We start from the raw sequence: 20018 nt of genomic DNA on the forward strand, positions 1-20018 counted from the left end.
CGAAGGTCTTCGTGCCGCACACGCGTACCCGCCGCCCGGCCGCTGCCCGGCCCCGCCGCCCGGCCGCCGCCGGCTACCCGCGCCGGGCCCCACTCCCGGACCGGCCGACGGCTCATAGGCCGCCCGGCAGGCTGTGGCCACCTCCAGCGCGCCCGCCGGGCTGACGTGGCAATTCGCCGCGAACGGCGGCCCGTTGGCCCCTGCGGTCGCCGCACTCACCCCGGCACCGCTGCCCAGGATCCACACCCGGCCCCCCTCACCGGGCACGGGATGCGCCGGGACCCGGCCGGCGAGCGGTACTCCCCGCCCAACAGGGCCAGTACGTCGCCCACTTGCCCGGAGTGCTCCGGCGGCTCGGCCCCCGGCGGACGCGGCAGCCGGCGCCGGAGCGCGACGCGGGGTGACGGGCTCGCCGCCGGTCGTCAATCCTTCGTGTCGGGAGTGCGAAGCCCGATGAAGAACGGCTCCCGGCGCAGGGTGAAGCCCATCGCCTCGTAGAGCCCTATGGCCGAGGTGTTCGACGCGGCCGCGTGCAGGAACGGGTTGTCGCCGCGCTCCTCGACGGCGGCCACGACCGCGCGGATCAGCCGCCCGGCCAGCCCCTGGCCCCGGTGGCCGGGGTGCGTGCACACCGCGCTGATCTCCGACCAGCCCGGCGGACGCATCCGCTCGCCGGCCATCGCGATGAGCCGGCCGCCGCGGCGGATCCCGAGGTACGTACCCAGCTCCACGGTGCGGTCGCCGAACGGGCCGGGCTTGGCCAGCTCGACCAGCTCCAGCATCTCCGGCACGTCGGCGAGGCCCAGCAGGACCGCCTCGGGCTCCTCCTTGCCCCGCACCGGCCGGCCGTCCAGCTGTACGCCCGGCAAGGACAGTAGGGTCTCCCAGCCGGCGGGCGGCGTCGGCAGGCCGGTCACCCAGACCTCCTGGCCGGGGCCGACGAGCGCGGCAAGATCGGCCCAGGCGTGCGGGTCCTCGGGGTCGGCGAGCGCGGCGAAGGGCGATACGCCGGAGGCGTAGCGGGCGGCGAGCCCGGCGGGCCCGGTCTCGGCGAAGTCCCGGTGCGGGCCGTCGAGCGCCGCCCAGACAGGATTGTCGAGGACCGCGTCGGGCCGGGACTCACGGGACATGGGAGGAGATTCCTTCCGTACGGCGCGGGCGGTCTTGACGGCCCCGGGCGGCGGCGTGAGGCTGCGATTGCCGCCAGCCTAACGGGGGCCGCGGACGCGAGGGGGACCCGGTGGATCAGCTCATCACGCCGCCGACGGCTGTCCGAGCTGTCTCGGCGTCGCTTCCGCGCTCGCCGGCCTCGGGCTCCGGGACGCCGTGGCCCTGACCGTCCTGCCGCCCGGCTCCGGCTCCGCCGCGCACGAGGGGCTCCGCCGCGCCTACGAGGCCGCCGGGCACCACCACGACGGCGCCCTCACCGTCCCCGCCCTCTGTGACGGCTGGAGCGGCCGGGTGGTCTCCCACCACACGCCCGACATGCTGGAAGACCTCCGCCGGCTCGGCTCGGACCCCGCTTTCCGTACGGCCGGGTAGGGCGCCGAGGGGGGGGGCGACGCGGGAACCGCCCGGGACCCGCTCGGGACGGTCCCAGAGCCCATTCGGGGCCCTCGGGCGGGCCCCGCACAACGAATCGCCGCGTCGGCCCGGCAATGCGCAACGAATCGATGCGCGGAGCGCAACGGTGACGGCTTGTCGCGGTCGAACGCGCGAACGTACCGTCTAAGGAACCCCACCCCTCCTGCCACAGAGGTACGCCCATGCCCCCGCTGCGCACCGCCCTCCTCCAGAGTTCCGGACGGCTCGGCGACACCGCCGACAACCTGAAGGCGCTCGACGAGGCAGCGGCACGTGCCGCACAGGCGCGGGCCGGGCTCCTCGTGACCTCGGAGATGTTCCTGACCGGCTACGCGCTGGAGATCGAGGACATCGCCCGGCTCGCCGAACCGGCCGACGGCATGTCCGCCCGCGCCATCGGCGAGATCGCCCGCCGCCACGGCGTGGCCGTGCTCTACGGCTACCCCGAGCGGGACGGCGAGGCCGTCTACAACGCGGCGCAGCTCATCGGCCCCGACGGGGACCGGCTGGCGAACTACCGCAAGACCCACCTCTTCGGCTGCTTCGAGCAGGACGCCTTCACCCCCGGCGACACCCCCGTGGTCCAGGCGGACCTGAACGGTCTCCGCATCGGCATCATGATCTGCTACGACGTGGAGTTCCCCGAGAACGTACGGGCGCACGCGCTCGCCGGCACCGACCTCCTCCTGGTGCCGACCGCGCAGATGCACCCGTTCCAGTTCGTCGCCGAACAGCTCGTCCCCGTACGGGCCTTCGAGAACCAGATGTACATCGCGTACGTCAACCGCACCGGTCCCGAAGGCGAGTTCGAGTTCGTCGGACTGAGCTGCCTGGCGAGCCCCGACGGGGTCACCCGGACCCGGGCCGGCCGCGGCGAGGAGCTGGTGTTCGGCGAGGCCGACCCCGAGCTGCTGCGGGTCTCGCGCGAGACCAACCCCTACCTGCGCGACCGCCGTCCCGGTCTGTACGCCTCCCTCGTCTGACCGCGGCCGAGCCGCCGCCCCCCGCCTGCCCTTCCCCCCCTGCCCCACCCCGCTAGGAGTCGTACCCCATGACGTCCACGGTGCCCACCACCGCCGTCCCGCACAGTGACGCCTCGCTGCCGATCACGATGTTCGGTCCGGACTTCCCCTACGCGTACGACGACTTCCTCGCCCACCCGGCGGGCCTCGGCCAGATACCGGCGACCGAGCACGGCACCGAGGTCGCGGTCATCGGCGGCGGGCTGTCCGGCATCATCTCCGCGTACGAGCTGATGAAGATGGGCCTCAAGCCCGTCGTGTACGAGGCCGACCAGATCGGTGGCCGACTGCGCACCGTGGGCTTCGAGGGCGCGGGCACCGAGGAGCTGACCGCGGAGATGGGCGCCATGCGCTTCCCGCCGTCCTCCACGGCGCTCCAGCACTACATCGACCTCGTCGGCCTGGTCACCGAGCCCTTCCCGAACCCGCTCGCCGAGGCCACCCCCTCGACCGTCGTCGACCTCAAGGGCGAGACCCACTACGCCGAGACCATCGCCGACCTCCCGCAGATCTACCGCGACGTGGCCGCCGCGTGGAACGACTGCCTCGACGAGGGCGCCGACTTCTCCGACATGAACACCGCGATGCGCGAGCGGGACGTCCCGCGCATCCGCGAGATCTGGGCGAAGCTCGTCGAGAAGCTCGACGACGAGACCTTCTACGGGTTCCTCTGCAAGTCGGAGGCCTTCAAGTCCTTCCGCAAGCGCGAGATCTTCGGCCAGGTCGGCTTCGGCACCGGCGGCTGGGACACCGACTTCCCGAACTCGATCCTCGAGATCCTGCGCGTCGTCTACACCGAGGCCGACGACCACCACCGCGGCATCGTGGGCGGCTCGCAGCAGCTCCCGCTGCGCATGTGGGACCGCGAGCCGGAGAAGATCGTCCACTGGGCGCAGGGCACCTCCCTCTCCTCGCTCCACGAGGGCGCGCCGCGCCCGGCGGTGACCCGCCTGCACCGCACGGCGGGCAACCGCATCACGGTGACGGACGCTTCGGGCGACATCCGCACGTACCGTGCGGCGATCTTCACGGCCCAGTCGTGGATGCTCCTGTCCAAGATCGCGTGCGACGACTCGCTCTTCCCGATCGACCACTGGACGGCGATCGAGCGCACCCACTACATGGAGTCGTCCAAGCTCTTCATCCCGGTGGACCGGCCGTTCTGGCTGGACAAGGACGAGGAGACGGGCCGCGACGTCATGTCGATGACCCTGACCGACCGCATGACCCGCGGTACGTACCTCCTGGACAACGGCCCGGACAAGCCCGCCGTCATCTGCCTCTCGTACACGTGGTGCGACGACAGCCTGAAGTGGCTGCCGCTGTCCGCGAACGAGCGGATGGAGGTCATGCTGAAGTCCCTCGGCGAGATCTACCCGAAGGTCGACATCCGCCGCCACGTCATCGGCAACCCGGTGACCGTGTCGTGGGAGAACGAGCCGTACTTCATGGGCGCGTTCAAGGCCAACCTGCCGGGTCACTACCGCTACCAGCGGCGCCTGTTCACCCACTTCATGCAGGACCGCCTCCCCGAGGACAAGCGCGGCATCTTCCTCGCGGGCGACGACATCTCCTGGACGGCCGGCTGGGCGGAGGGCGCGGTCCAGACGGCCCTGAACGCGGTATGGGGCGTCATGCACCACCTCGGCGGCTCCACGGACTCCACCAACCCGGGCCCGGGCGACGTCTACGACGAGATCGCCCCGGTCGAACTCCCGGAGGACTGACCTCCCCGGCCCCGCCGGCCCCCGATCCGGGCCGTCTTCGCGCGCGCGAGCGCGGAGGCGGCCCGTTCTCATGCCTCCAGGCCGCGCGTCCAGATCAGGTGCTCGCGCCGGCGGAACGCGGCGCGCACCTCGGTGCGCTCCCGTACGTCCGGCAGCTGCGGCGGCCTCCGGTCCAGCCCGAGGCCGCACCGCGCGCACAGGGTGTGGATCCCGTACCCGTCGAGGCCCCATTCCACCGTCCCCCGGTCGGCCGCGCACACGGGGCACACGCCGTCCCGCCCCTGGTGGCCGTCGACGTCCGGCCGGAGCCGCATCACCGCGGGCATCACCTCGACGAGCCGGCCCTCGGGATGGAGCTCGGGGTTCGGCCACCGCAGCCCCTGCGACGGCTGGTGCGGTTCGGGCCCGCGCACCCCGGCCCGCTTCTGCGCCCGCCTCCCGACCTGCCACACGGCGAGCGCGTCCAGCCACAGCAGCCGTGCCTCGTGCAGCTCCTCCACCGCCCGCACCAGCGACTCGGGATCCTCGTCCAGGTCGCGGGGGATCCCGGCGCTGCGGCACAGATGGTGGTAGGTGGCGTAGAAGCCGTACGGGCTGAACTCCGTCAGGCAGGTGCGCAGCGCGGACAGCCGGCGGTAGGGCGCGCGCGTGGTGTCGTGCACCCTGAGCCGGTGTTTGGCGAAGCTGGTCACCGCCCCAGGCTAGGCAGGCGGACGCCCGGGCCGCACCGGGGTTTCAGCCCGTCGGGGTCAGCAGGCAGCGGCCCACGAGGCCGACGCCCGCGTCGAGGGACTCGGTGAACTCCTCGGCCAGATCGGGGGAGCGGCGCAGCGACCACAGCAGCCGGGCCGAGGCCCATGCCCCGTCGCGGGCCCGTTCCAGGCTCCAGGCGCCCAGCAGGTGCGTCAGCGGGTCCGCGATCTCCAGGACGTCCGGCCCCGGCATCAGGTCCTCCCGGATGTGCTCCTCCAGGGAGACCAGCGTGTCGCCGACCCGGTCGAAGTCCGCTTCGAGCGCGGCCGGCTCGCAGTCCAGGGAGCGGCACGTGGCGACCACCGCCAACGCCAGGTCGTGGCCGATGTGCGCGTTGATCCCGGCCAGCGCGTGCTGGAGCGGCCGGATTCCGGGATGGCGGCGGTACTGGAGCAGCGGCCGCCAGCACGCCGGGGCCCGGTCCGTCTCCACCGCCGTCAGATAGCGCTCGGCGAAGCGGACACTGAGCGTCTGCGCCCTGCGTGGCGAGGGGAACGCCCCGCAGGAGATCCGCTCGTGGAGCGTCTGGGTCACCGTGAGGTACACCCGGTTGAAGACGGCGACGCCGTCCCGCTCGGGGAGCCGCTCGTCCAGGGCGCGCATCCGCGCCAGCACCGCTTCCATGGGGACCATGGGAGGCAGCGTCGCAGCCGCGGGCCGGGATCAGGGGAACTTGGCCGTGCGCTTCGCCGGTTCGGGCGAAAAGACGTCAACCCCGCTTGTCGCCGGCCGGTTCGTCCGTCGCGTCGCCCGTCTCGCCGCCCGTCTCGTCGTACGCCGACGTCCCCGCGTCGAGCAGCGGCCCCTGCTGCTTCAGGTGCGCCGGAGCGAAGTACCGCAGCGCGTGGTACCCCGTGATGACGACGATCGTGCCGAGCGCGATGCCGCCCAGTTCGAAGCTGTCGGTGATGTTCAGCTTGACCCCGCCGACGCCGATGATGATGCCCGCCGCGGCCGGCACCAGGTTCAGCGGATTGCGCAGGTCCACCCCGCCGTTGATCCAGATCTGCGCGCCGAGCAGGCCGATCATGCCGTAAAGGATCACGGTGATCCCGCCCAGGACCCCGCCGGGGATCGCGGCGACGACCGCGCCGAACTTGGGGCACAGGCCGAAGAGGAGCGCGAAGCCGGCCGCCGCCCAGTAGGCCGCCGTGGAGTAGACGCGGGTGGCGGCCATGACGCCGATGTTCTCGGAGTAGGTGGTGTTCGGCGGGCCGCCGACCGCGGTGGAGAGCATCGACGCGGCGCCGTCGGCCGCGATGGCGGTGCCGAGCTTGTCGTCGAGCGGGTCGCCGGTCATCTCGCCGACCGCCTTGATGTGCCCGGCGTTCTCCGCGATCAGCGCGATGACGACCGGCAGGGCGATCAGGATCGCCGACCACTCGAAGGCCGGCGCGTGGAAGGCCGGCAGCCCGATCCAGTCGGCCTTGGCGACCCCGGACAGGTCGAGCCGCCAGTGGTCGACGGCCTCCGCCCCGCCCAGCGTGGAGTGGATCTTGCCGAAGACCAGGTCGAAGACCCAGGAGATGCCGTACCCGAAGATCAAGCCGAGGAAGATCGCGATCCGCGACCAGAAACCCCGCAGGCAGACCACGGCCAGCCCGGTGAACAGCATGGTCAGCAGCGCCGTCCACTGGTCCTGCGGCCAGTACGTGGACGCCGTCACGGGCGCCAGGTTGAAGCCGATCAGCATGACGACCGCGCCCGTCACCACCGGCGGCATCGCCGCGTGGATGATCCGGGCCCCGAACCGCTGGACGGCCAGACCGGCCAGGAACAGCGCCGCGCCGACCACGAACACCGCGCCCGTGACCGTCGCGCTGTTCCCGCCGCCCGCCCTGATCGCCGCCGCGACGCCCACGAAGGAGAGCGAGCAGCCCAGGTACGAGGGGACCCGGCCGCGCGTCGCGAGCAGGAAGATGACGGTGGCGACGCCCGACATCATGATGGCGAGGTTCGGGTCCAGTCCCATCAGGACCGGGGCGACGAAACTCGCTCCGAACATCGCCACGACGTGCTGGGCGCCCAGCCCGGCGGTCCGCGGCCACGACAGCCGCTCGTCCGGCCGCACCACCGCGCCGGGGGCGGGGGTCCGCCCGTCTCCGTGCAGGGTCCAGCGCACGCCGAGGCCCATGTTCCACCGCATTTCGTTCGTCCGGTCAAGCTGCGGGGCCGCAGGCGGCCAGGCGCCATATTACGGCTGGATAGCGGCACGTTCGTCCTGATTGACGGCGCCGGCGGACCCCGAGGCCGTCCCGGGCCCGGCCGGGGGCTCCGCACCGGTCCGGGCCGCCGCCGGCCGCTGCCGCAGTACGGCCGCCCCCGCGATCAGCGCGAACGCCAGCAGCGTGACCAGCCCGAACGACACCACCAGCGAGGTCGCGTCGGCCACCGCGCCGATCGCCGACGGGGCGATCAGACCCGAGGTGTACGTGATCGTCGCGACGCCCGCGATGGCCTGCGCCGGGGCCGGGCCGCTGCGCGCGGCGGCAGCGAAGGCCAGCGGGACCACCACGGCGATGCCGAGCCCGATCATTCCGAAGCCGGCCAGGGCCGCGCCCGGATGCCGGACCGTGACCACCAGGAGCCCGCCCGCGGTGGCCAGTACCCCGCCCGCGCGCACCGTGCGTACCGGCCCGAAGCGGTCCACGACCCTGTCCCCGACGAGCCGGGCCAGCGCCATGGTGAGCGCGAAGGCGGTGGTGGAGGCGGCGGCGAGGCCGGCGTCCGTGTGCAGCACGTCCCGCAGGTACACCGCGGACCAGTCCATGCTCGCGCCCTCCGCGAAGACCGCGCAGAAGCCGATGGCCCCGATGAACAGCGCGGACTTGGGGGGCAGCGCGAAGTGCGGCGGCGCCTCGCCGTCCGCGTCGGTGCGAAGGTCCAGTACGCCCCGTACGGCGACCAGCCCGGCCGCCGTCAGGGCGAGCGCGGCGATCAGGTGGTGGAGGCGGGTGTCGGCGCCGGTGTGCGCGGCGACCGTGCCGGCGGCCGAGCCGATCAGGGCGCCCACGCTCCACATGCCGTGCAGGGAGGACATGACCGAGCGCTTCAGCCGGTTCTCGGTCTCCACGCCCAGCGCGTTCATCGCCACGTCCGACATGCCGGCCGTGGCTCCGTAGACGAAGAGCGCGAAGCAGAGCGTCACCAGGTTCGGGGCGAGGCTCGGCAGGGCGAGCGAGAGCGTCCACAGGGCCAGCAGCAGCCGCAGGGCGGTGCGCGCGCCGAGCCGGTGGTTGATCCGCCCGGCGAGCGGCATCGTCAGCGCGGCGCCGAGGGCGGGGAAGGCGAGGGCCAGGCCCAGGGTGCCCGCGCTGAGCTGCGCGTGGTCCTGGATCCAGGGGATGCGGGTCGCGAAGGAGCCGGTGACGGCGCCGTGTGCGCAGAAGACACCGGCTATGGCGAAGCGGGCGCGGCGCAGTCGCGCCGGGCAGAGGTCTGGTTCCCCGGTCATGAGCGCTAAACTATCAGGGACCCTGCCTGATGGTTAATCCCCCCGAAGCTCCTAAGATGACGCCGTGACTCCCGCCAACGCCCCGACACGCGCCGCCACCGCCCCGTCCCGGGGTCCGTCCCCGTCGCCGCCCCCGTCGCCGGCCTCGCCGAGCACGGCCCGGGCCATCAACGACAGGCTCGCCCTGCGACTGCTCCAGGACGAGGGCGCGCTGACGGCCACCCAGCTCAAGAAGCTCACCGGCCTGTCCCGCCCCTCCGTCGCCGACCTGGTGGAACGGCTCACCCAGGCCGGGCTGATCGAGGTCGTCGGAGAATCCGGCGAACAGCGGCGCGGACCCAATGCCCGGCTCTACGGAATCGTCGCGCGGCGGGCGTACCTCGCGGCGCTCGACGTGCGGACGGACAGCGCGACGGCGGTCGTCGCCGACCTGCTCGGGCGGCCTCTGGCGCAGGCGGCGCTGCCGGTGGACGCCGTGGACGAGGCGGTGGACCGGCTGGAGGAGCTCGCGCGCGAGGCGGGCGCGGACGGGCTGCACACGGTGGTGATCGGCGCGCCGGGGCTGGTGGCGCCCGGCAGCGGCGAACTCGGCAACACCCTCGGACTGCCGGCCTGGCACCGGAACCTGGTGGCGGCGATGCAGCGGCGGCTGCCGGCGGTGGTCGTGGTCGAGAACGAGACCAATCTGGCGGCCCTGGCCGAACAGCGCGTCGGGGCGGCGCGGGACGTGGACTCCTTCGTACTGCTGTGGCTCGGCGAAGGCGTCGGGGCGGCGGTGGTCCTGGACGGCCGGCTGCGCCGGGGCGCCTCCGGCGGGGCGGGGGAGATCGGCTTCCTGCCGGTACCGGGCCCGAACGGGCTGCCGTCGGCCACGGACTGCGCGGGCGGCTTCAACTCGCTGGCCGGGCGGGGCGCGGTGGCCGCACTCGCGGCCTCGTACGGATTCCACGGCCCGGTGGAGGAGGCGGCCGCGGGCGCGGCGGGCGACGCCTTCCTGGAGGCCCTGGCCGAGCGGCTCGCGCTGGGCGCGGCGGCCGTCGCGGCGATCCTGGACCCCGGCTGCGTCGTGCTCGGAGGCGAGCTCGGCCGCGCGGGCGGCGCGGGGCTGGCGGCCCGGGTCGCGGGCCGTCTCGCCGCGATGTCCCCGGTCCCGACCGAGGTCCGGGCCACCGCCCTCGGCGATCCCGCGGTCCTCACGGGCGCCCGCCTGGCGGCCCGCGAGGCGGTCCAGGCGGTGCTGTTCGGCTGAGTCGGGGCCGCGGAGGTCGGGTTGCCCCCACTGCCCGCGGCGGTCGGGCACGCGACCTCGGGTCACGCCACCTCGGGCCCGCGGCGGTCGGGTTACCCCCACCCCTGGCCGGGTGGGCCGCCGGATGTACCCGCCCCCTCGCCGACCCGGATGCTGGGCGGCGTCAGCAGAGTCAAAGGGGCTTCGGCGAACGGGGACAGCACGATGACCGGTACACGCATCTTCCAGGGCGTGGCCGCCACGGCCCTGCTCCTCGCCCTCGCGGCCACCGCCGCCGGCCCCGCCGCGGCCGCCACCGGGGCCGCGGGGCGCGCGCCCGCGGGGCCCGTCGGCGTGTGGCAGCTCGACGGCTACGGCACCGTGCTGCGCGTGGAGTCCGGCCGGCTCCAGGAGTACCAGCTCACCGGCATCAGCTGCCTGCCCGGCGAGAGCGCCCGGCGGGTTCCGGGCGGCGCCCCCGGGAACAGCGCTTTCCGCTACGCCACCGAGGACGGCGAGGTCCTCACCGTGCGCCCCGGTTCGGTGCACCTCGACGGCTCCGTCGGCGACCGCGCGACCCGCCGCCTCGCCGCCCTGCCCGAGCGGTGCCGCGAGGCCCCGGAGCCGGGACCGGCCGCGGACCCGGTCACCACCTTCGACGTGTTCTGGCAGACCTTCGCGGAGAACTACCCCTTCTTCGCCGCCAAGGGCGTCGACTGGAACGCCGTACGCGAGAGCCACCGCCCCCGCGTGCACGCCGGCACCACCGAGGACGAACTCTTCGCCGTCTTCCGGGAGATGCTCGCCCCCCTGCACGACGCGCACGTCCACCTCCTCGCCGGCGGCGAACGGTTCTTCGGCGAGGGCCGCCCGGGCACCGCCATCCCCACCCTCGAACTCGACACGCGCGTCAAGGCGTACATCCAGGAGGTGGACCTCGCGGGACGCGCGCCGCAGGAGTTCGCCCAGGGCCGGATCTCCTACGCCGACCTCCCCGACGGCCGCGGCTACCTGCGGCTCTCCGGCTTCGGCGGCTACACCGAGAGCGGGGGCTTCGCCGCCGAGAGCGCCGAGCTGGACCGGGCCCTGGACACCGTCCTCACCGCCGAGTGCACCGCCCGCCTGCGCGGCCTGGTCATCGACCTGCGGATCAACGGCGGCGGCTCCGACGAGCTCGGCCTGCGACTGGCCGCCCGGCTCACGGACCGCCCGTACTTCGCCTACGCCAAGCGCGTGCGCAACGACCCCGCCGACGCGACCCGGTTCACCCGGCCGCAGCCCCTCTACGTCCAGCCCGCGCGGGCCCCCCGCTACACCGGCCCGATCGCCGTGCTGACCGGCGGATCCACCATGAGCGCGGGCGAGACCTTCACCCAGGCCCTACAGGAGCGCCCCGGCCGCACGGTCCGGATCGGACAGCCGACCCAGGGCGTCTTCTCCGACGTCCTCGGCCGCACCCTCCCCAACGGCTGGCGACTGGGCCTTCCCAACGAGCAGTTCCTGACCCGCACCGGGAAGACCTTCGACGGTCCCGGCATCCCGGTCGACCACACCACCCCGGTCTTCACCGAGGAGGAGTTCGACCGGCGCCGCGACTCCGCCTTCACCGCCGCCCTCGACCGCCTTCCGCGCGGTTAGGCCGTCTCCGACCCGTCCGCCCGCCGCGCGAGGAACTCGGCGAAGGTCACCTTGCCCACCGCGTGGGACGGGGTCAGGTGGCCGCCGCGCTTGAAGCCCGCGTACGCCTTCCCCGCGAGCGGGACCGGGACGAGGCGCCGGTGCTTGCCGACCGCCGCCAGGTAGGCGCGGGCCGCGTCCTCGAAGGTGATCACCTCCGGGCCGCCCATGTCCGGGACCCGGCCCGCCGGCGGGGCCGCCGCCAGGGCGGCCAGCCGGTCCGCGACCTCCGCGACCGCGATCGGCTGCCCGCTGACCCCGGCGGGGAGCGGCATCACCGGCAGCTTCGCCACCGCGGCCAGCGCCCGGGCCACCAGGTCGTGGAACTGCGTGGTGCGCAGCACGGTCACCCCGAGGCCGGAGTCCGCCAGCATCCGCTCGACCTTGAGCTTCGTCTTGTAGTAGGGGAGCGGGACCTCGTCCACCCCCACGATCGAGATGTAGACGATGTGCGTGACCGTCCCGGCCCGCCGCGCCGCCGCGATCAGGTGCCCGGCGGCCACGTCGTCACCGCCGCGCGGGCTGCTCGCGCAGTGCACGACCACCCGCACGCCCGCCATCGCGGCGTCCAGGCCGCTGCCGTCCCGCAGGTCGACGGGGTGGTCGGCGGAGTGCCGGCTCAGGACGCGCACCTCGTGGCCCGCGTCCCGCAGCCGCCGTACGACCGGCGCGCCCAGGTTCCCGGTGCCGCCGGTGACGAGGATGGTGTGCTCGCTGCTCATGGTGTCCGTCCTTGGCTGGAGAGTGGATTCATCAGCTGGGACCGGACAGCCCCCGGGAATGTGACAACTGGCGGCGGAGGAATTCCAGCTTCTCCGGGTTGACCACCGTCCACAGGCCGCTCACCAGCCCGTCCTCGAATTCCAGGAGCAGTACCGCCGCCTCGCCGAGGACCAGCGCGGGTTCCCCGTTGACCTCGGCGAAGGAGACCGGCAGGTCCGCCGCGAACTTGCGCAGGGCACCCAGCAGGAAGCGGGCCACGGCCTCCCGGCCCACGACCGGCCGCCGCGCCGCGTTGACGCCGCCGCCGCCGTCCGCCACGTACCGGGCCTCGGCCGCGAGCAGGCCCTCCAGCCGGGCGAGGTCCCGGCCGCGCGCGGCCGCGAGGAAGGTCTCCACCAGGCCCCGCCACTGGGCCGGGTCCGGTGCGAAACGCCGTTCGGGCGCGGCGAGCCGCCCGGCCGCCCGCCGGTGGAGCTGGCGGCAGTTGGCCTCGGAGAGGTCCAGGAGCCCGGCGATCTCCCGATGCCCGTACGCGAAGGCCTCGCGCAGCACGTACACCGCCCGTTCCGTGGGCGTGAGCCGCTCCAGCAGAACCAGCAGCGCCATCGACACGCCGTCCCGCTGCTCGGCCGACTCCAGGGGACCCAGCGTCCCGTCCCCGGTCAGCACCGGTTCCGGCAGCCACGGGCCCACGTACTCCTCGCGCCGGGCCCGTGCCGAGGTGAGCCGGTTGAGACACAGTCGGGTGACGACCTTGGAGAGCCAGGCGCCGAGGTGCTCGATGGAGTCGCGGTCGGCGGCGGAGCTCCAGCGCAGGAAGGCGTCCTGGACGGTGTCCTCGGCCTCCGCGGCCGATCCGAGCACGCGGTAGGCGATGCCGAACATCCGCGGCCGGTGTTCCTCGAAGTCCGCGGCGGGGGCGGCGGGGTGTGCCATCACGGGGACCAGCCTACGGAGGGCCCGTGAGCGCACGCGCGAGGACCCGGTGGCCGCCGGGCCACCGGGTCCTCGCGTTCTCCCCTCACGGGGGACCTTCACCTACGCGGCATCCCCGGGGGGTGTCAGCAGGCGCCCTGGTCCTTCCAGACGCCCCACTCGCCGGTGGTGCCGGGCTCTTCGTTCTGCGTCCACCACTGGGCCTTCCAGTTGTGGCCCTTGTGGGAGACGAGGTTGCCGCTGTTGTAGACCGTGCCCGGCACGTACGCCGGGTTGGTGCACGCGCCACCCGTCGGAGGCGTGGTGGTGGGGGGCGTGGTGGTCGGCGGGGTCGTCGTGGGCGGGGTCGTGGTCGGCGGGGTGGCGGCGCCCGGCTGGACCACGGTGACGCCGCGTGCCAGGTCGCCGGCGAGCGAGTACGTCGTGCCGGAGATGTTCACCGTCCAGTTGGAGGGCGTGGAGACCGGCAGGTAGTAGTTGAAGGCCAGGTCGACGGAGGCGCCCGGGGCCAGCGTCTGCCACGCCGGGAGCTTCAGCGAGACCCGGTGGAAGTCACCCTTCAGACCGCCGGCGTTGCCGCCGGTGTGGTCGCTCTTGATCACCTTGGTGCCGAAGCCCGACTGGTCGGAGGCGTTGGGCGGAGCCGAGGTCGAGTAGTCGAACTGGAACTCCGTGCCACCCGGCAGCGTCGTCTGCGTGTTGTTGGTGATCTTGAGCTTCGGCGTGATCGGGTAGTTGGAGTCGCCCAGCTTGAACTCGGTGAACTCCGTCTTGATGTCCACGGCCTGCGTCGGCAGCACGGCGTTGGACTTCTTCGCGCCGTACGGGGAGGCCGCCTTGAACTTGTCGTACATCAGGGAGGTGAGCGTGTCGCCCATCTCGTACTGGCCCTTCGCGGCGTTCCAGCCGTAGTCGCCGGCCATCTCCCAGACCATGGTGCCGCCGATGCCGCGGTCGACCACGTAGTCGGCCTTGGCCGCCACCGACTGCTCGTCCTCCGTGGAGAGGAAGACCTTCTTCTGCGCGTTCCACAGCCACGGCGCGACCAGGGTCGAGTCGTACTTGCGGGCGTAGGTGCCGGTCAGCGTGGTGTTCGCCGGGAAGCCGTACTTGGTGACGTAGTCGCCGACGATCCCCTTCTCGAGGTTCTTGGCGTGCCACATCGGGTTGGAGCCGGCCGGGGACTCGACGCCGTTGGTGTCCTTGTCGTGCCACAGGTTGTCGATGCCGACCGCGCCGTCACCGCACTTGGTCAGGCCCGCGCCGGCCGGGCAGGTGGTCGCGGAGGCCTTGCCCCACAGGCCGTCGGTGCCGCCCTGTACGTTCTTGTGGCCGCGGGTGTAGTACGGCAGGCCGATGTTGATGCGGCCGGCCGGCATGGAGCCGCGGAAGTAGTGGTAGGCCCAGTCGGTGTTGAGGTACCCGACGCCGCCGTACTGCGAGCTGCCGTAGACGTTCGCGGCGGCCAGCTCGGCGTCCTTGCCGTCGTCGAACAGCGAGGCGTTCGGGCCGACGAACTCGTTCCAGGCGCCGTGCAGGTCGTAGGACATGATGTTGACGTAGTCCAGGTACTTCTGCATCTGGAACGTCTCCATGCCCCGCAGCAGGTAGCCGGAGGAGGGGGCGGCGACGGTCAGCAGGTAGTGCTTGCCGTCGGTGGCGCCGGCCCGGTCGAGCCTCTCGCGCAGGCTCTTCATCAGGGCGTCGTAGCCCTTGACGAGACCGGCCCGGCGGGCGTTGGACAGCTGCCAGTCCAGCGGGTTGCCCGCGTCCTTCATGGTGGTGGGGTACTCGTAGTCGATGTCGACGCCGTTGAACCCGTACTTGCGGATGAACTCGACCGAGGAGTCCGCGAAGGTGTCGATGCCGGCCTGGTTGACCGAGCCGTCGGCGTTGGTGGCCATCGAGTAGAAGCCGCCGGAGGCGACGCGGTTGCCGTCGTCGCCGAAGTAGCCGCCGGTCTCCGCCCAGCCGCCGACCGAGATCAGCGTCTTGACGTTCGGGTTCTGCTTCTTGAATTTGTTCAGCAGGTTGAAATTGCCCTTGTACGGGAGGGCGGGGTCCATCTCGGCGCCCGCGACGCCGGGCCAGGTCATCCCGGTGGCGGAGTTGTTCGCGTTGTCGGCGCCGACGGAGATCTTGTTGTCGCCGCCCACGTGGGCGAATGCGTAGTTCAGGTGCGTGACCTTGGACCACGGGATGTTGTGGGGCAGGTAGGCGGGGGTGCCGTCCTTGCCCGTGCGCCAGCCGGTGAAGTAGCCGATGACGCGCCGCTGGTGGTCGGCGCCCATCTTCTCGCGGCCCTCGGTGTCGTAGACCGAGCAGTACGGGACGTCGACGCCCGGGGTCTTGTACAGGCCGTCGGGGCGACAGGACTCGTTGTCGGCGGCGTGCGAGACGCCTGCCGAGAGGCCCGCTACCAGCAGACCGGCGATTGCGGCGCCGGACGTCAGGAGCATGGCTCTCATCCGTGTGGGGGACAGCATTGTGCCTCCTGGGGAGGGGAGGATGGCAGGACACAACAGGCGTGGAAGTGGTGCGTGTTGGCCCGCGACGTGCGCACATCTGACGGGCTGTCTCCCGGGGAAGATGAAGGGAACGTTAAGAGGACTAGACCAACCCGTCAATAGGTCTGGACCAAAGTGGGGCCGGCTCGCCCCCGGATCGGTCCCGTATCGATCCGGATTCGGGCAGGACCGGGCTGCCGTCCGGGCGGGATCCGACGGGATCGGCCGAATGGCGCAAGGAAAGTGTCGGAGAGTGACCGAATGTGTGACCCAGGCCACATTGACTCACTCGCGTGGCCGCCGATCACCCGTGGCACACTGGCTGCAGTACCAGTAGCAGCGCACTCCGGGGTCGGTGTAATTCCGAACCGGCGGTATAGTCCGCGACCCGTCCGCAGCCAGCGGCCGGTTGACCAGGTGAAATTCCTGGACCGACGGTTAAAGTCCGGATGGGAGGCAGTGCGCGGCGGGCCAGTCACCGGTACGCCGCCGTCGGCGGTCCATCGGCGTATCCCTCGGGATGCGTGATCGATCGGACCGTTTTCCGGCCTCGGCGTTCCCGCGTGTGCTACCCGCTTCATCTGTCGTATCCCGACAGGCCCCGGAGTCCGTGCCCTATGAGGCAGGAGGACCCGGTGGCGACACACGCCGACGCGCACGACAGCGGCAGCCCCGTCAGCGGCGCCGATGACGCGGACACCCGCGACGCATCCGCCATGGCCCGAGCCATCGAGCTCGCGGCCCGCGCGATCGGCTCCACCCACCCCAACCCGGTCGTCGGATGCGTGATCACCGACGCCGCGGGCACCGTCGTGGGCGAGGGCTGGCACGAGCGGGCCGGCGGCCCGCACGCCGAGGTCCACGCCCTGCGGGCGGCGGGCCCCGCCGCCCGCGGCGGCACCGCCTACGTCACCCTGGAACCCTGCAACCACACCGGCCGTACGGGACCCTGCGCACAGGCACTCGTCGAGGCCGGCGTCGCCCGCGTCCTCTACGCCGTCGCAGACCCGAACCCGCAGGCCACCGGCGGCGCCGACACCCTGCGCGCCGCCGGGATCACTGCCGAGGCCGGGCTGCTGGCCGCCGAGGCCGAGGAGGGCAACGCCGCCTGGCTGACCTCCGTACGGCTCGGGCGCCCGTACATCCTGTGGAAGTACGCCGCCACCCTCGACGGCCGCGTCGCCGCCGCGGACGGCACCAGCCGCTGGATCAGCTGCCCCGAATCCCGGGCCGACGTCCACCGGCTGCGCGCCGAGGCCGACGCCGTCGTCGTCGGCTCGGGCACCCTGCGCGCCGACGACCCGCACCTCGCGGTGCGCGGCCGGGACGGCTTCGCCGCCGCCGACCAGCCGCTGCGCGTGGTCCTCGACACCCACGCCACCATCCGGCCGACCGCCCGGGTCCTCGACGACGCGGCCCCGACTCTGGTCGTCGTAGCCGAGAACCTCGAAGACAGAGCCACCCGGCACCTCGCCGGCGTGGAGCTGGCCCGCCTGCCCCACGACAAGTACGGCATCTCGGTCGACGCCCTGCTCGCCGAACTCCACCGGCGCGGGATCCGCTCCGTACTCCTCGAAGGCGGCCCGACCCTGGCCGGCGCCTTCGTCGCCGCCGGAGCGGTCGACAAGGTCGTCGGCTACCTCGCCCCGGTCCTCCTCGGCGCCGGCCCGAACGCGCTGGCCGACGCCGGCATCTCCACCCTCGCCGAAGCGCTCCGGCTCGAGATCACCGAGACCGTCCGCATCGGCACGGACATCCGCGTCACCGCCGTACCCGCGGTCCGCGCCGTCCCCACCCTCCTGACCTCCCACACCGCCCTCAAGGAGCACTGAGTGTTCACCGGAATCGTCGAAGAACTGGGCGAAGTCACCGCCGTCGAGGAACTCCCCGAGGCCTCCCGCTTCCGCCTGCGCGGCCCCCTCGTCACCGAGGGCGCCAAGCACGGCGACTCGATCGCCGTCAACGGCGTCTGCCTGACCGTCGTGGAGACCGCCGACGGCGAGTTCACCGCCGACGTCATGCAGGAGACCCTGAACCGCTCCAGCCTCGGCGCCCTGACCGCGGGCTCCCGGGTCAACCTGGAGCGCCCGATGGCCCTGGGCGGACGCCTCGGCGGCCACCTGGTCCAGGGCCACGTGGACGGCACCGGCGCGATCCTCTCCCGCACCCCCTCGGAGCACTGGGAGCTCGTCAAGGTCGCGCTTCCGGCGAACCTCTCCCGCTACGTCGTGGAGAAGGGCTCCATCACCGTCGACGGCGTCAGCCTCACGGTGGTCGAGGCCGCGGCCGACTGGTTCACCATCAGCCTCATCCCCACCACCCTCGCGCTGACCACGCTGGGCATCAAGCAGCCCGGCGACCCGGTCAACCTCGAGGTCGACGTCCTCGCCAAGTACGTCGAGCGCCTGCTCGTCGCCGGCACCGACCCGCTGCACACTCAGGAGACGGCCCAGTGAGCGCCCTGACCTGGCTCAACACCGAGGCCTTCGAGGTCTTCGACCAGAAGGTCATCTGGTCCGACATGATCGGCAACCTGATGGGCCTGGGCGCCCTCGCCCTCGGCTGGCGCCGCTCCATATGGACCTGGCCCGCCCAGCTCCTGTCCGGGCTGATCCTCGTCGGCGCCTACGCCTCCGCCCATCTCGCCGGGGGCGTCGGCAAGCAGCTCCTCGTCATCGGCGTGGCCGCGTTCGGATGGCAGGCCTGGCAGAAGGGCAAGCGGAAGGCCCAGGACGGCTCCATCGCCGTACGCACCGCCACCTGGAAGGAACGCGGCATCCTGCTGGCCGGCGCGGCCGCCGGGACGCTGGCCGTCGGCGGCCTCTTCACGCTCTACCCGAGCCTGTCGTGGAGCCCGTGGGCCGACGCCTACATCTTCGTCGGCACCATCGTCGCGATGGTCGCCCAGGCCCGCGGCCTCGTCGAGTTCTGGTTCGCCTGGCTCCTCGTCGACCTGGTCGGCGTCCCCCTCGCCTTCAACAGCGGACTGGCCTTCTCCGGCCTCGTCTACGTCGTGTACTTCGCCCTCGTCCTCTGGGGCGCCTACGACTGGTACCAGCGCTCGCGCACCACCCCCGCCCCGGCCCTGGAAGGAGCAACGGCATGACCTCCCTGAACCCCGTCCTGAAGCCCGTGCCCGACGTCGAGCTGGAGGAGACCTTCCGGCTCGACCCCGTCGAGCAGGCCATCCGCGACATCGCGGCCGGCCGCCCGGTGGTCGTCGTGGACGACGAGGACCGCGAGAACGAGGGCGACCTCGTCATCGCGGCGGAGAAGGCCACTCCCGAGATCATCGCGTTCATGATGAGCGAGTGCCGCGGCCTGATCTGCGCCCCGATGGAGGGCCCCGAGCTGGACCGCCTCGAACTCCCGCAGATGGTCCAGCACAACACCGAGTCGATGCAGACCGCCTTCACCGTCTCCGTCGACGCGAGCGGCGCCCACGGCGTCACCACCGGCATCTCGGCCGCCGACCGCGCCACCACCCTGCGGCTGCTGGCCGACGGGGTCTCCGGCCCCGGCGACTTCGTCCGCCCCGGCCACGTCTTCCCGCTGCGCGCCAAGCCCGGCGGCGTCCTGGTCCGCAACGGCCACACCGAGGCCGCGGTCGACCTCGCCCGCCTCGCGGGCCTGCGCCCGGCCGGAGCCATCGTGGAGATCGCCGGCGAGGACGGCGTCATGCTGCGGCTGCCCGAGCTGATCCCCTTCGCCCGCAAGCACGGCCTGACGATCATCTCGATCGAGGACCTGGTCGCCTACCGCCGCTCCGCCGAGCCGACCGTGCGCCGCGAGGCCCAGGTCAGCCTGCCGACGTCCTTCGGCCACTTCACGGCGTACGGCTACCGCTCCACCGTCGACGGCGTCGAGCACGTCGCCCTCGTCCACGGCGAGATCGGCGACGGCGAGGACGTCCTGGTCCGGATGCACTCCGAGTGCCTGACCGGAGACATCTTCCAGTCGCAGCGCTGCGACTGCGGCCCCCAGCTGCACGCCGCCATGGAGCGCGTCCAGGCCGCGGGCCGCGGTGTGATCGTCTACCTGCGCGGCCACGAGGGCCGCGGCATCGGACTGCTGTCCAAGCTGCGCGCGTACGAGCTCCAGGAGCTCGGCCGCGACACCCTCGACGCCAACCTGGAGCTGGGCCTGCCCGCCGACGCCCGCGACTACGGGGCCGGCGCGCAGATGCTCGCCGACCTCGGCGTCCACAGCGTGCGACTGCTGACCAACAACCCCGACAAGGCGGCAGCCCTCGTGAGCCACGGCATCGAGGTCTCCGACCGGGAGTCGATGCCCGTGGAGGCGGGCGAACACAACCTGCGCTACCTGCGCACCAAGCGGGACCGGATGGGCCACGACCTGCCCTGGCTGGACGCGGTCGTCACCACGTCCGCCTGCGGCAACCAGTAG

The 20018-nt window shown here is 72.8% G+C and carries 17 protein-coding genes and 1 riboswitch; of the genes, 9 read left to right on the top strand and 8 right to left on the bottom strand.

Annotated features, from left to right (window positions below):
• Positions 1-422: 422 nt before the first annotated feature.
• The gene (locus tag J7F03_RS09740; RefSeq protein ID WP_214948244.1) at positions 423-1130 is read right to left on the bottom strand and encodes a GNAT family N-acetyltransferase; all 708 of its coding nucleotides are present in this window, start codon (positions 1128-1130) and stop codon (positions 423-425) included.
• A 196-nt stretch (positions 1131-1326) separates the two neighbouring features.
• Between J7F03_RS09740 and J7F03_RS09745 the strand changes: the two genes are divergently transcribed.
• The 3 genes from J7F03_RS09745 to J7F03_RS09755 all read left to right on the top strand — a co-directional run bounded on the left by J7F03_RS09745 (position 1327) and on the right by J7F03_RS09755 (position 4333).
• Complete coding sequence (locus tag J7F03_RS09745; RefSeq protein WP_214948245.1) at positions 1327-1542, top strand: hypothetical protein; 216 nt, start codon at positions 1327-1329, stop codon at positions 1540-1542.
• Between the two features lie 224 nt (positions 1543-1766).
• Positions 1767-2567 carry a carbon-nitrogen hydrolase family protein gene (locus J7F03_RS09750; RefSeq protein WP_214948246.1) on the top strand — a complete coding sequence of 267 codons (801 nt, stop codon included), beginning with the start codon at positions 1767-1769 and terminating at the stop codon, positions 2565-2567.
• Between the two features lie 68 nt (positions 2568-2635).
• Complete coding sequence (locus J7F03_RS09755; RefSeq protein WP_214948247.1) at positions 2636-4333, top strand: NAD(P)/FAD-dependent oxidoreductase; 1698 nt, start codon at positions 2636-2638, stop codon at positions 4331-4333.
• Positions 4334-4401: 68 nt separating this feature from the next.
• Here the strand turns inward: J7F03_RS09755 and J7F03_RS09760 are convergent, their stop codons facing one another.
• The 4 genes from J7F03_RS09760 to J7F03_RS09775 all read right to left on the bottom strand — a co-directional run bounded on the left by J7F03_RS09760 (position 4402) and on the right by J7F03_RS09775 (position 8540).
• On the bottom strand, positions 4402-5025 hold the full coding sequence (locus J7F03_RS09760; protein ID WP_214948248.1) for a hypothetical protein: 624 nt from the start codon (positions 5023-5025) through the stop codon (positions 4402-4404).
• Positions 5026-5068: 43 nt separating this feature from the next.
• Positions 5069-5719, bottom strand: coding sequence for a DUF5995 family protein (locus tag J7F03_RS09765; protein ID WP_214948249.1), 651 nt, complete (start codon positions 5717-5719; stop codon positions 5069-5071).
• A 76-nt stretch (positions 5720-5795) separates the two neighbouring features.
• Positions 5796-7220: a uracil-xanthine permease family protein gene (locus tag J7F03_RS09770; protein ID WP_214948347.1), complete on the bottom strand. Its 1425-nt coding sequence runs from the start codon at positions 7218-7220 to the stop codon at positions 5796-5798.
• 60 nt (positions 7221-7280) lie between these two features.
• Positions 7281-8540 carry an MFS transporter gene (locus J7F03_RS09775; protein ID WP_214948250.1) on the bottom strand — a complete coding sequence of 420 codons (1260 nt, stop codon included), beginning with the start codon at positions 8538-8540 and terminating at the stop codon, positions 7281-7283.
• 166 nt (positions 8541-8706) lie between these two features.
• On the opposite strand from J7F03_RS09775, the gene J7F03_RS09780 reads away from it, so the two are divergent.
• Both J7F03_RS09780 and J7F03_RS09785 read left to right on the top strand, forming a co-directional pair.
• Positions 8707-9789, top strand: coding sequence for an ROK family transcriptional regulator (locus J7F03_RS09780; protein WP_308379308.1), 1083 nt, complete (start codon positions 8707-8709; stop codon positions 9787-9789).
• 204 nt (positions 9790-9993) lie between these two features.
• Positions 9994-11406 (top strand): S41 family peptidase, encoded by a 1413-nt coding sequence (locus tag J7F03_RS09785; RefSeq protein WP_214948252.1) that lies wholly within the window; start codon positions 9994-9996, stop codon positions 11404-11406.
• Here the strand turns inward: J7F03_RS09785 and J7F03_RS09790 are convergent.
• The 3 genes from J7F03_RS09790 to J7F03_RS09800 all read right to left on the bottom strand — a co-directional run bounded on the left by J7F03_RS09790 (position 11403) and on the right by J7F03_RS09800 (position 15590).
• A complete protein-coding gene (locus tag J7F03_RS09790; RefSeq protein WP_214948253.1) occupies positions 11403-12167 on the bottom strand; it encodes an SDR family oxidoreductase in 765 nt (254 codons plus the stop codon). The genes J7F03_RS09785 and J7F03_RS09790 overlap by 4 nt on opposite strands.
• Before the next feature lie 31 nt (positions 12168-12198).
• Complete coding sequence (sigJ, locus tag J7F03_RS09795) at positions 12199-13104, bottom strand: RNA polymerase sigma factor SigJ (protein ID WP_214948348.1); 906 nt, start codon at positions 13102-13104, stop codon at positions 12199-12201.
• Between the two features lie 125 nt (positions 13105-13229).
• Complete coding sequence (locus J7F03_RS09800; RefSeq protein WP_214948254.1) at positions 13230-15590, bottom strand: chitinase C-terminal domain-containing protein; 2361 nt, start codon at positions 15588-15590, stop codon at positions 13230-13232.
• Between the two features lie 358 nt (positions 15591-15948).
• Positions 15949-16078, top strand: a riboswitch (FMN riboswitch).
• 150 nt (positions 16079-16228) lie between these two features.
• Here J7F03_RS09800 and ribD point away from each other — a divergent pair.
• Genes ribD through J7F03_RS09820 form a run of 4 tightly spaced genes read left to right on the top strand, consistent with a single transcriptional unit; the run spans position 16229 to position 20018 of the window.
• Entirely contained in the window at positions 16229-17443 is a 1215-nt protein-coding gene (ribD, locus tag J7F03_RS09805) for a bifunctional diaminohydroxyphosphoribosylaminopyrimidine deaminase/5-amino-6-(5-phosphoribosylamino)uracil reductase RibD (RefSeq protein WP_214948255.1), read from the top strand.
• A complete protein-coding gene (locus tag J7F03_RS09810; protein WP_214948256.1) occupies positions 17444-18067 on the top strand; it encodes a riboflavin synthase in 624 nt (207 codons plus the stop codon).
• Positions 18064-18717 (top strand): nicotinamide mononucleotide transporter family protein, encoded by a 654-nt coding sequence (locus J7F03_RS09815; protein WP_214948257.1) that lies wholly within the window; start codon positions 18064-18066, stop codon positions 18715-18717. Before J7F03_RS09810 ends, J7F03_RS09815 begins: the two co-directional genes overlap by 4 nt.
• Entirely contained in the window at positions 18714-20018 is a 1305-nt protein-coding gene (locus J7F03_RS09820; RefSeq protein WP_251071614.1) for a bifunctional 3,4-dihydroxy-2-butanone-4-phosphate synthase/GTP cyclohydrolase II, read from the top strand. Before J7F03_RS09815 ends, J7F03_RS09820 begins: the two co-directional genes overlap by 4 nt.

This window comes from Streptomyces sp. ISL-43, from assembly GCF_018614195.1.
In the GTDB taxonomy this organism is placed as follows: Bacteria; Actinomycetota; Actinomycetes; order Streptomycetales; family Streptomycetaceae; genus Streptomyces.

Bases quoted from the DNA above. Each gene is read 5' to 3' on its own strand.
- J7F03_RS09740 (WP_214948244.1), bottom strand. From the start codon at position 1,130: ATGTCCCGTGAGTCCCGGCCCGACGCGGTCCTCGACAATCCTGTCTGG.
- J7F03_RS09750 (WP_214948246.1), top strand. From the start codon at position 1,767: ATGCCCCCGCTGCGCACCGCCCTCCTCCAGAGTTCCGGACGGCTCGGC.
- J7F03_RS09755 (WP_214948247.1), top strand. From the start codon at position 2,636: ATGACGTCCACGGTGCCCACCACCGCCGTCCCGCACAGTGACGCCTCG.
- J7F03_RS09765 (WP_214948249.1), bottom strand. From the start codon at position 5,719: ATGGTCCCCATGGAAGCGGTGCTGGCGCGGATGCGCGCCCTGGACGAG.
- J7F03_RS09770 (WP_214948347.1), bottom strand. From the start codon at position 7,220: ATGGGCCTCGGCGTGCGCTGGACCCTGCACGGAGACGGGCGGACCCCC.
- J7F03_RS09775 (WP_214948250.1), bottom strand. From the start codon at position 8,540: ATGACCGGGGAACCAGACCTCTGCCCGGCGCGACTGCGCCGCGCCCGC.
- J7F03_RS09785 (WP_214948252.1), top strand. From the start codon at position 9,994: ATGACCGGTACACGCATCTTCCAGGGCGTGGCCGCCACGGCCCTGCTC.
- J7F03_RS09790 (WP_214948253.1), bottom strand. From the start codon at position 12,167: ATGAGCAGCGAGCACACCATCCTCGTCACCGGCGGCACCGGGAACCTG.
- sigJ (WP_214948348.1), bottom strand. From the start codon at position 13,104: ATGGCACACCCCGCCGCCCCCGCCGCGGACTTCGAGGAACACCGGCCG.
- J7F03_RS09800 (WP_214948254.1), bottom strand. From the start codon at position 15,590: ATGCTGTCCCCCACACGGATGAGAGCCATGCTCCTGACGTCCGGCGCC.
- ribD (WP_214948255.1), top strand. From the start codon at position 16,229: ATGAGGCAGGAGGACCCGGTGGCGACACACGCCGACGCGCACGACAGC.
- J7F03_RS09820 (WP_251071614.1), top strand. From the start codon at position 18,714: ATGACCTCCCTGAACCCCGTCCTGAAGCCCGTGCCCGACGTCGAGCTG.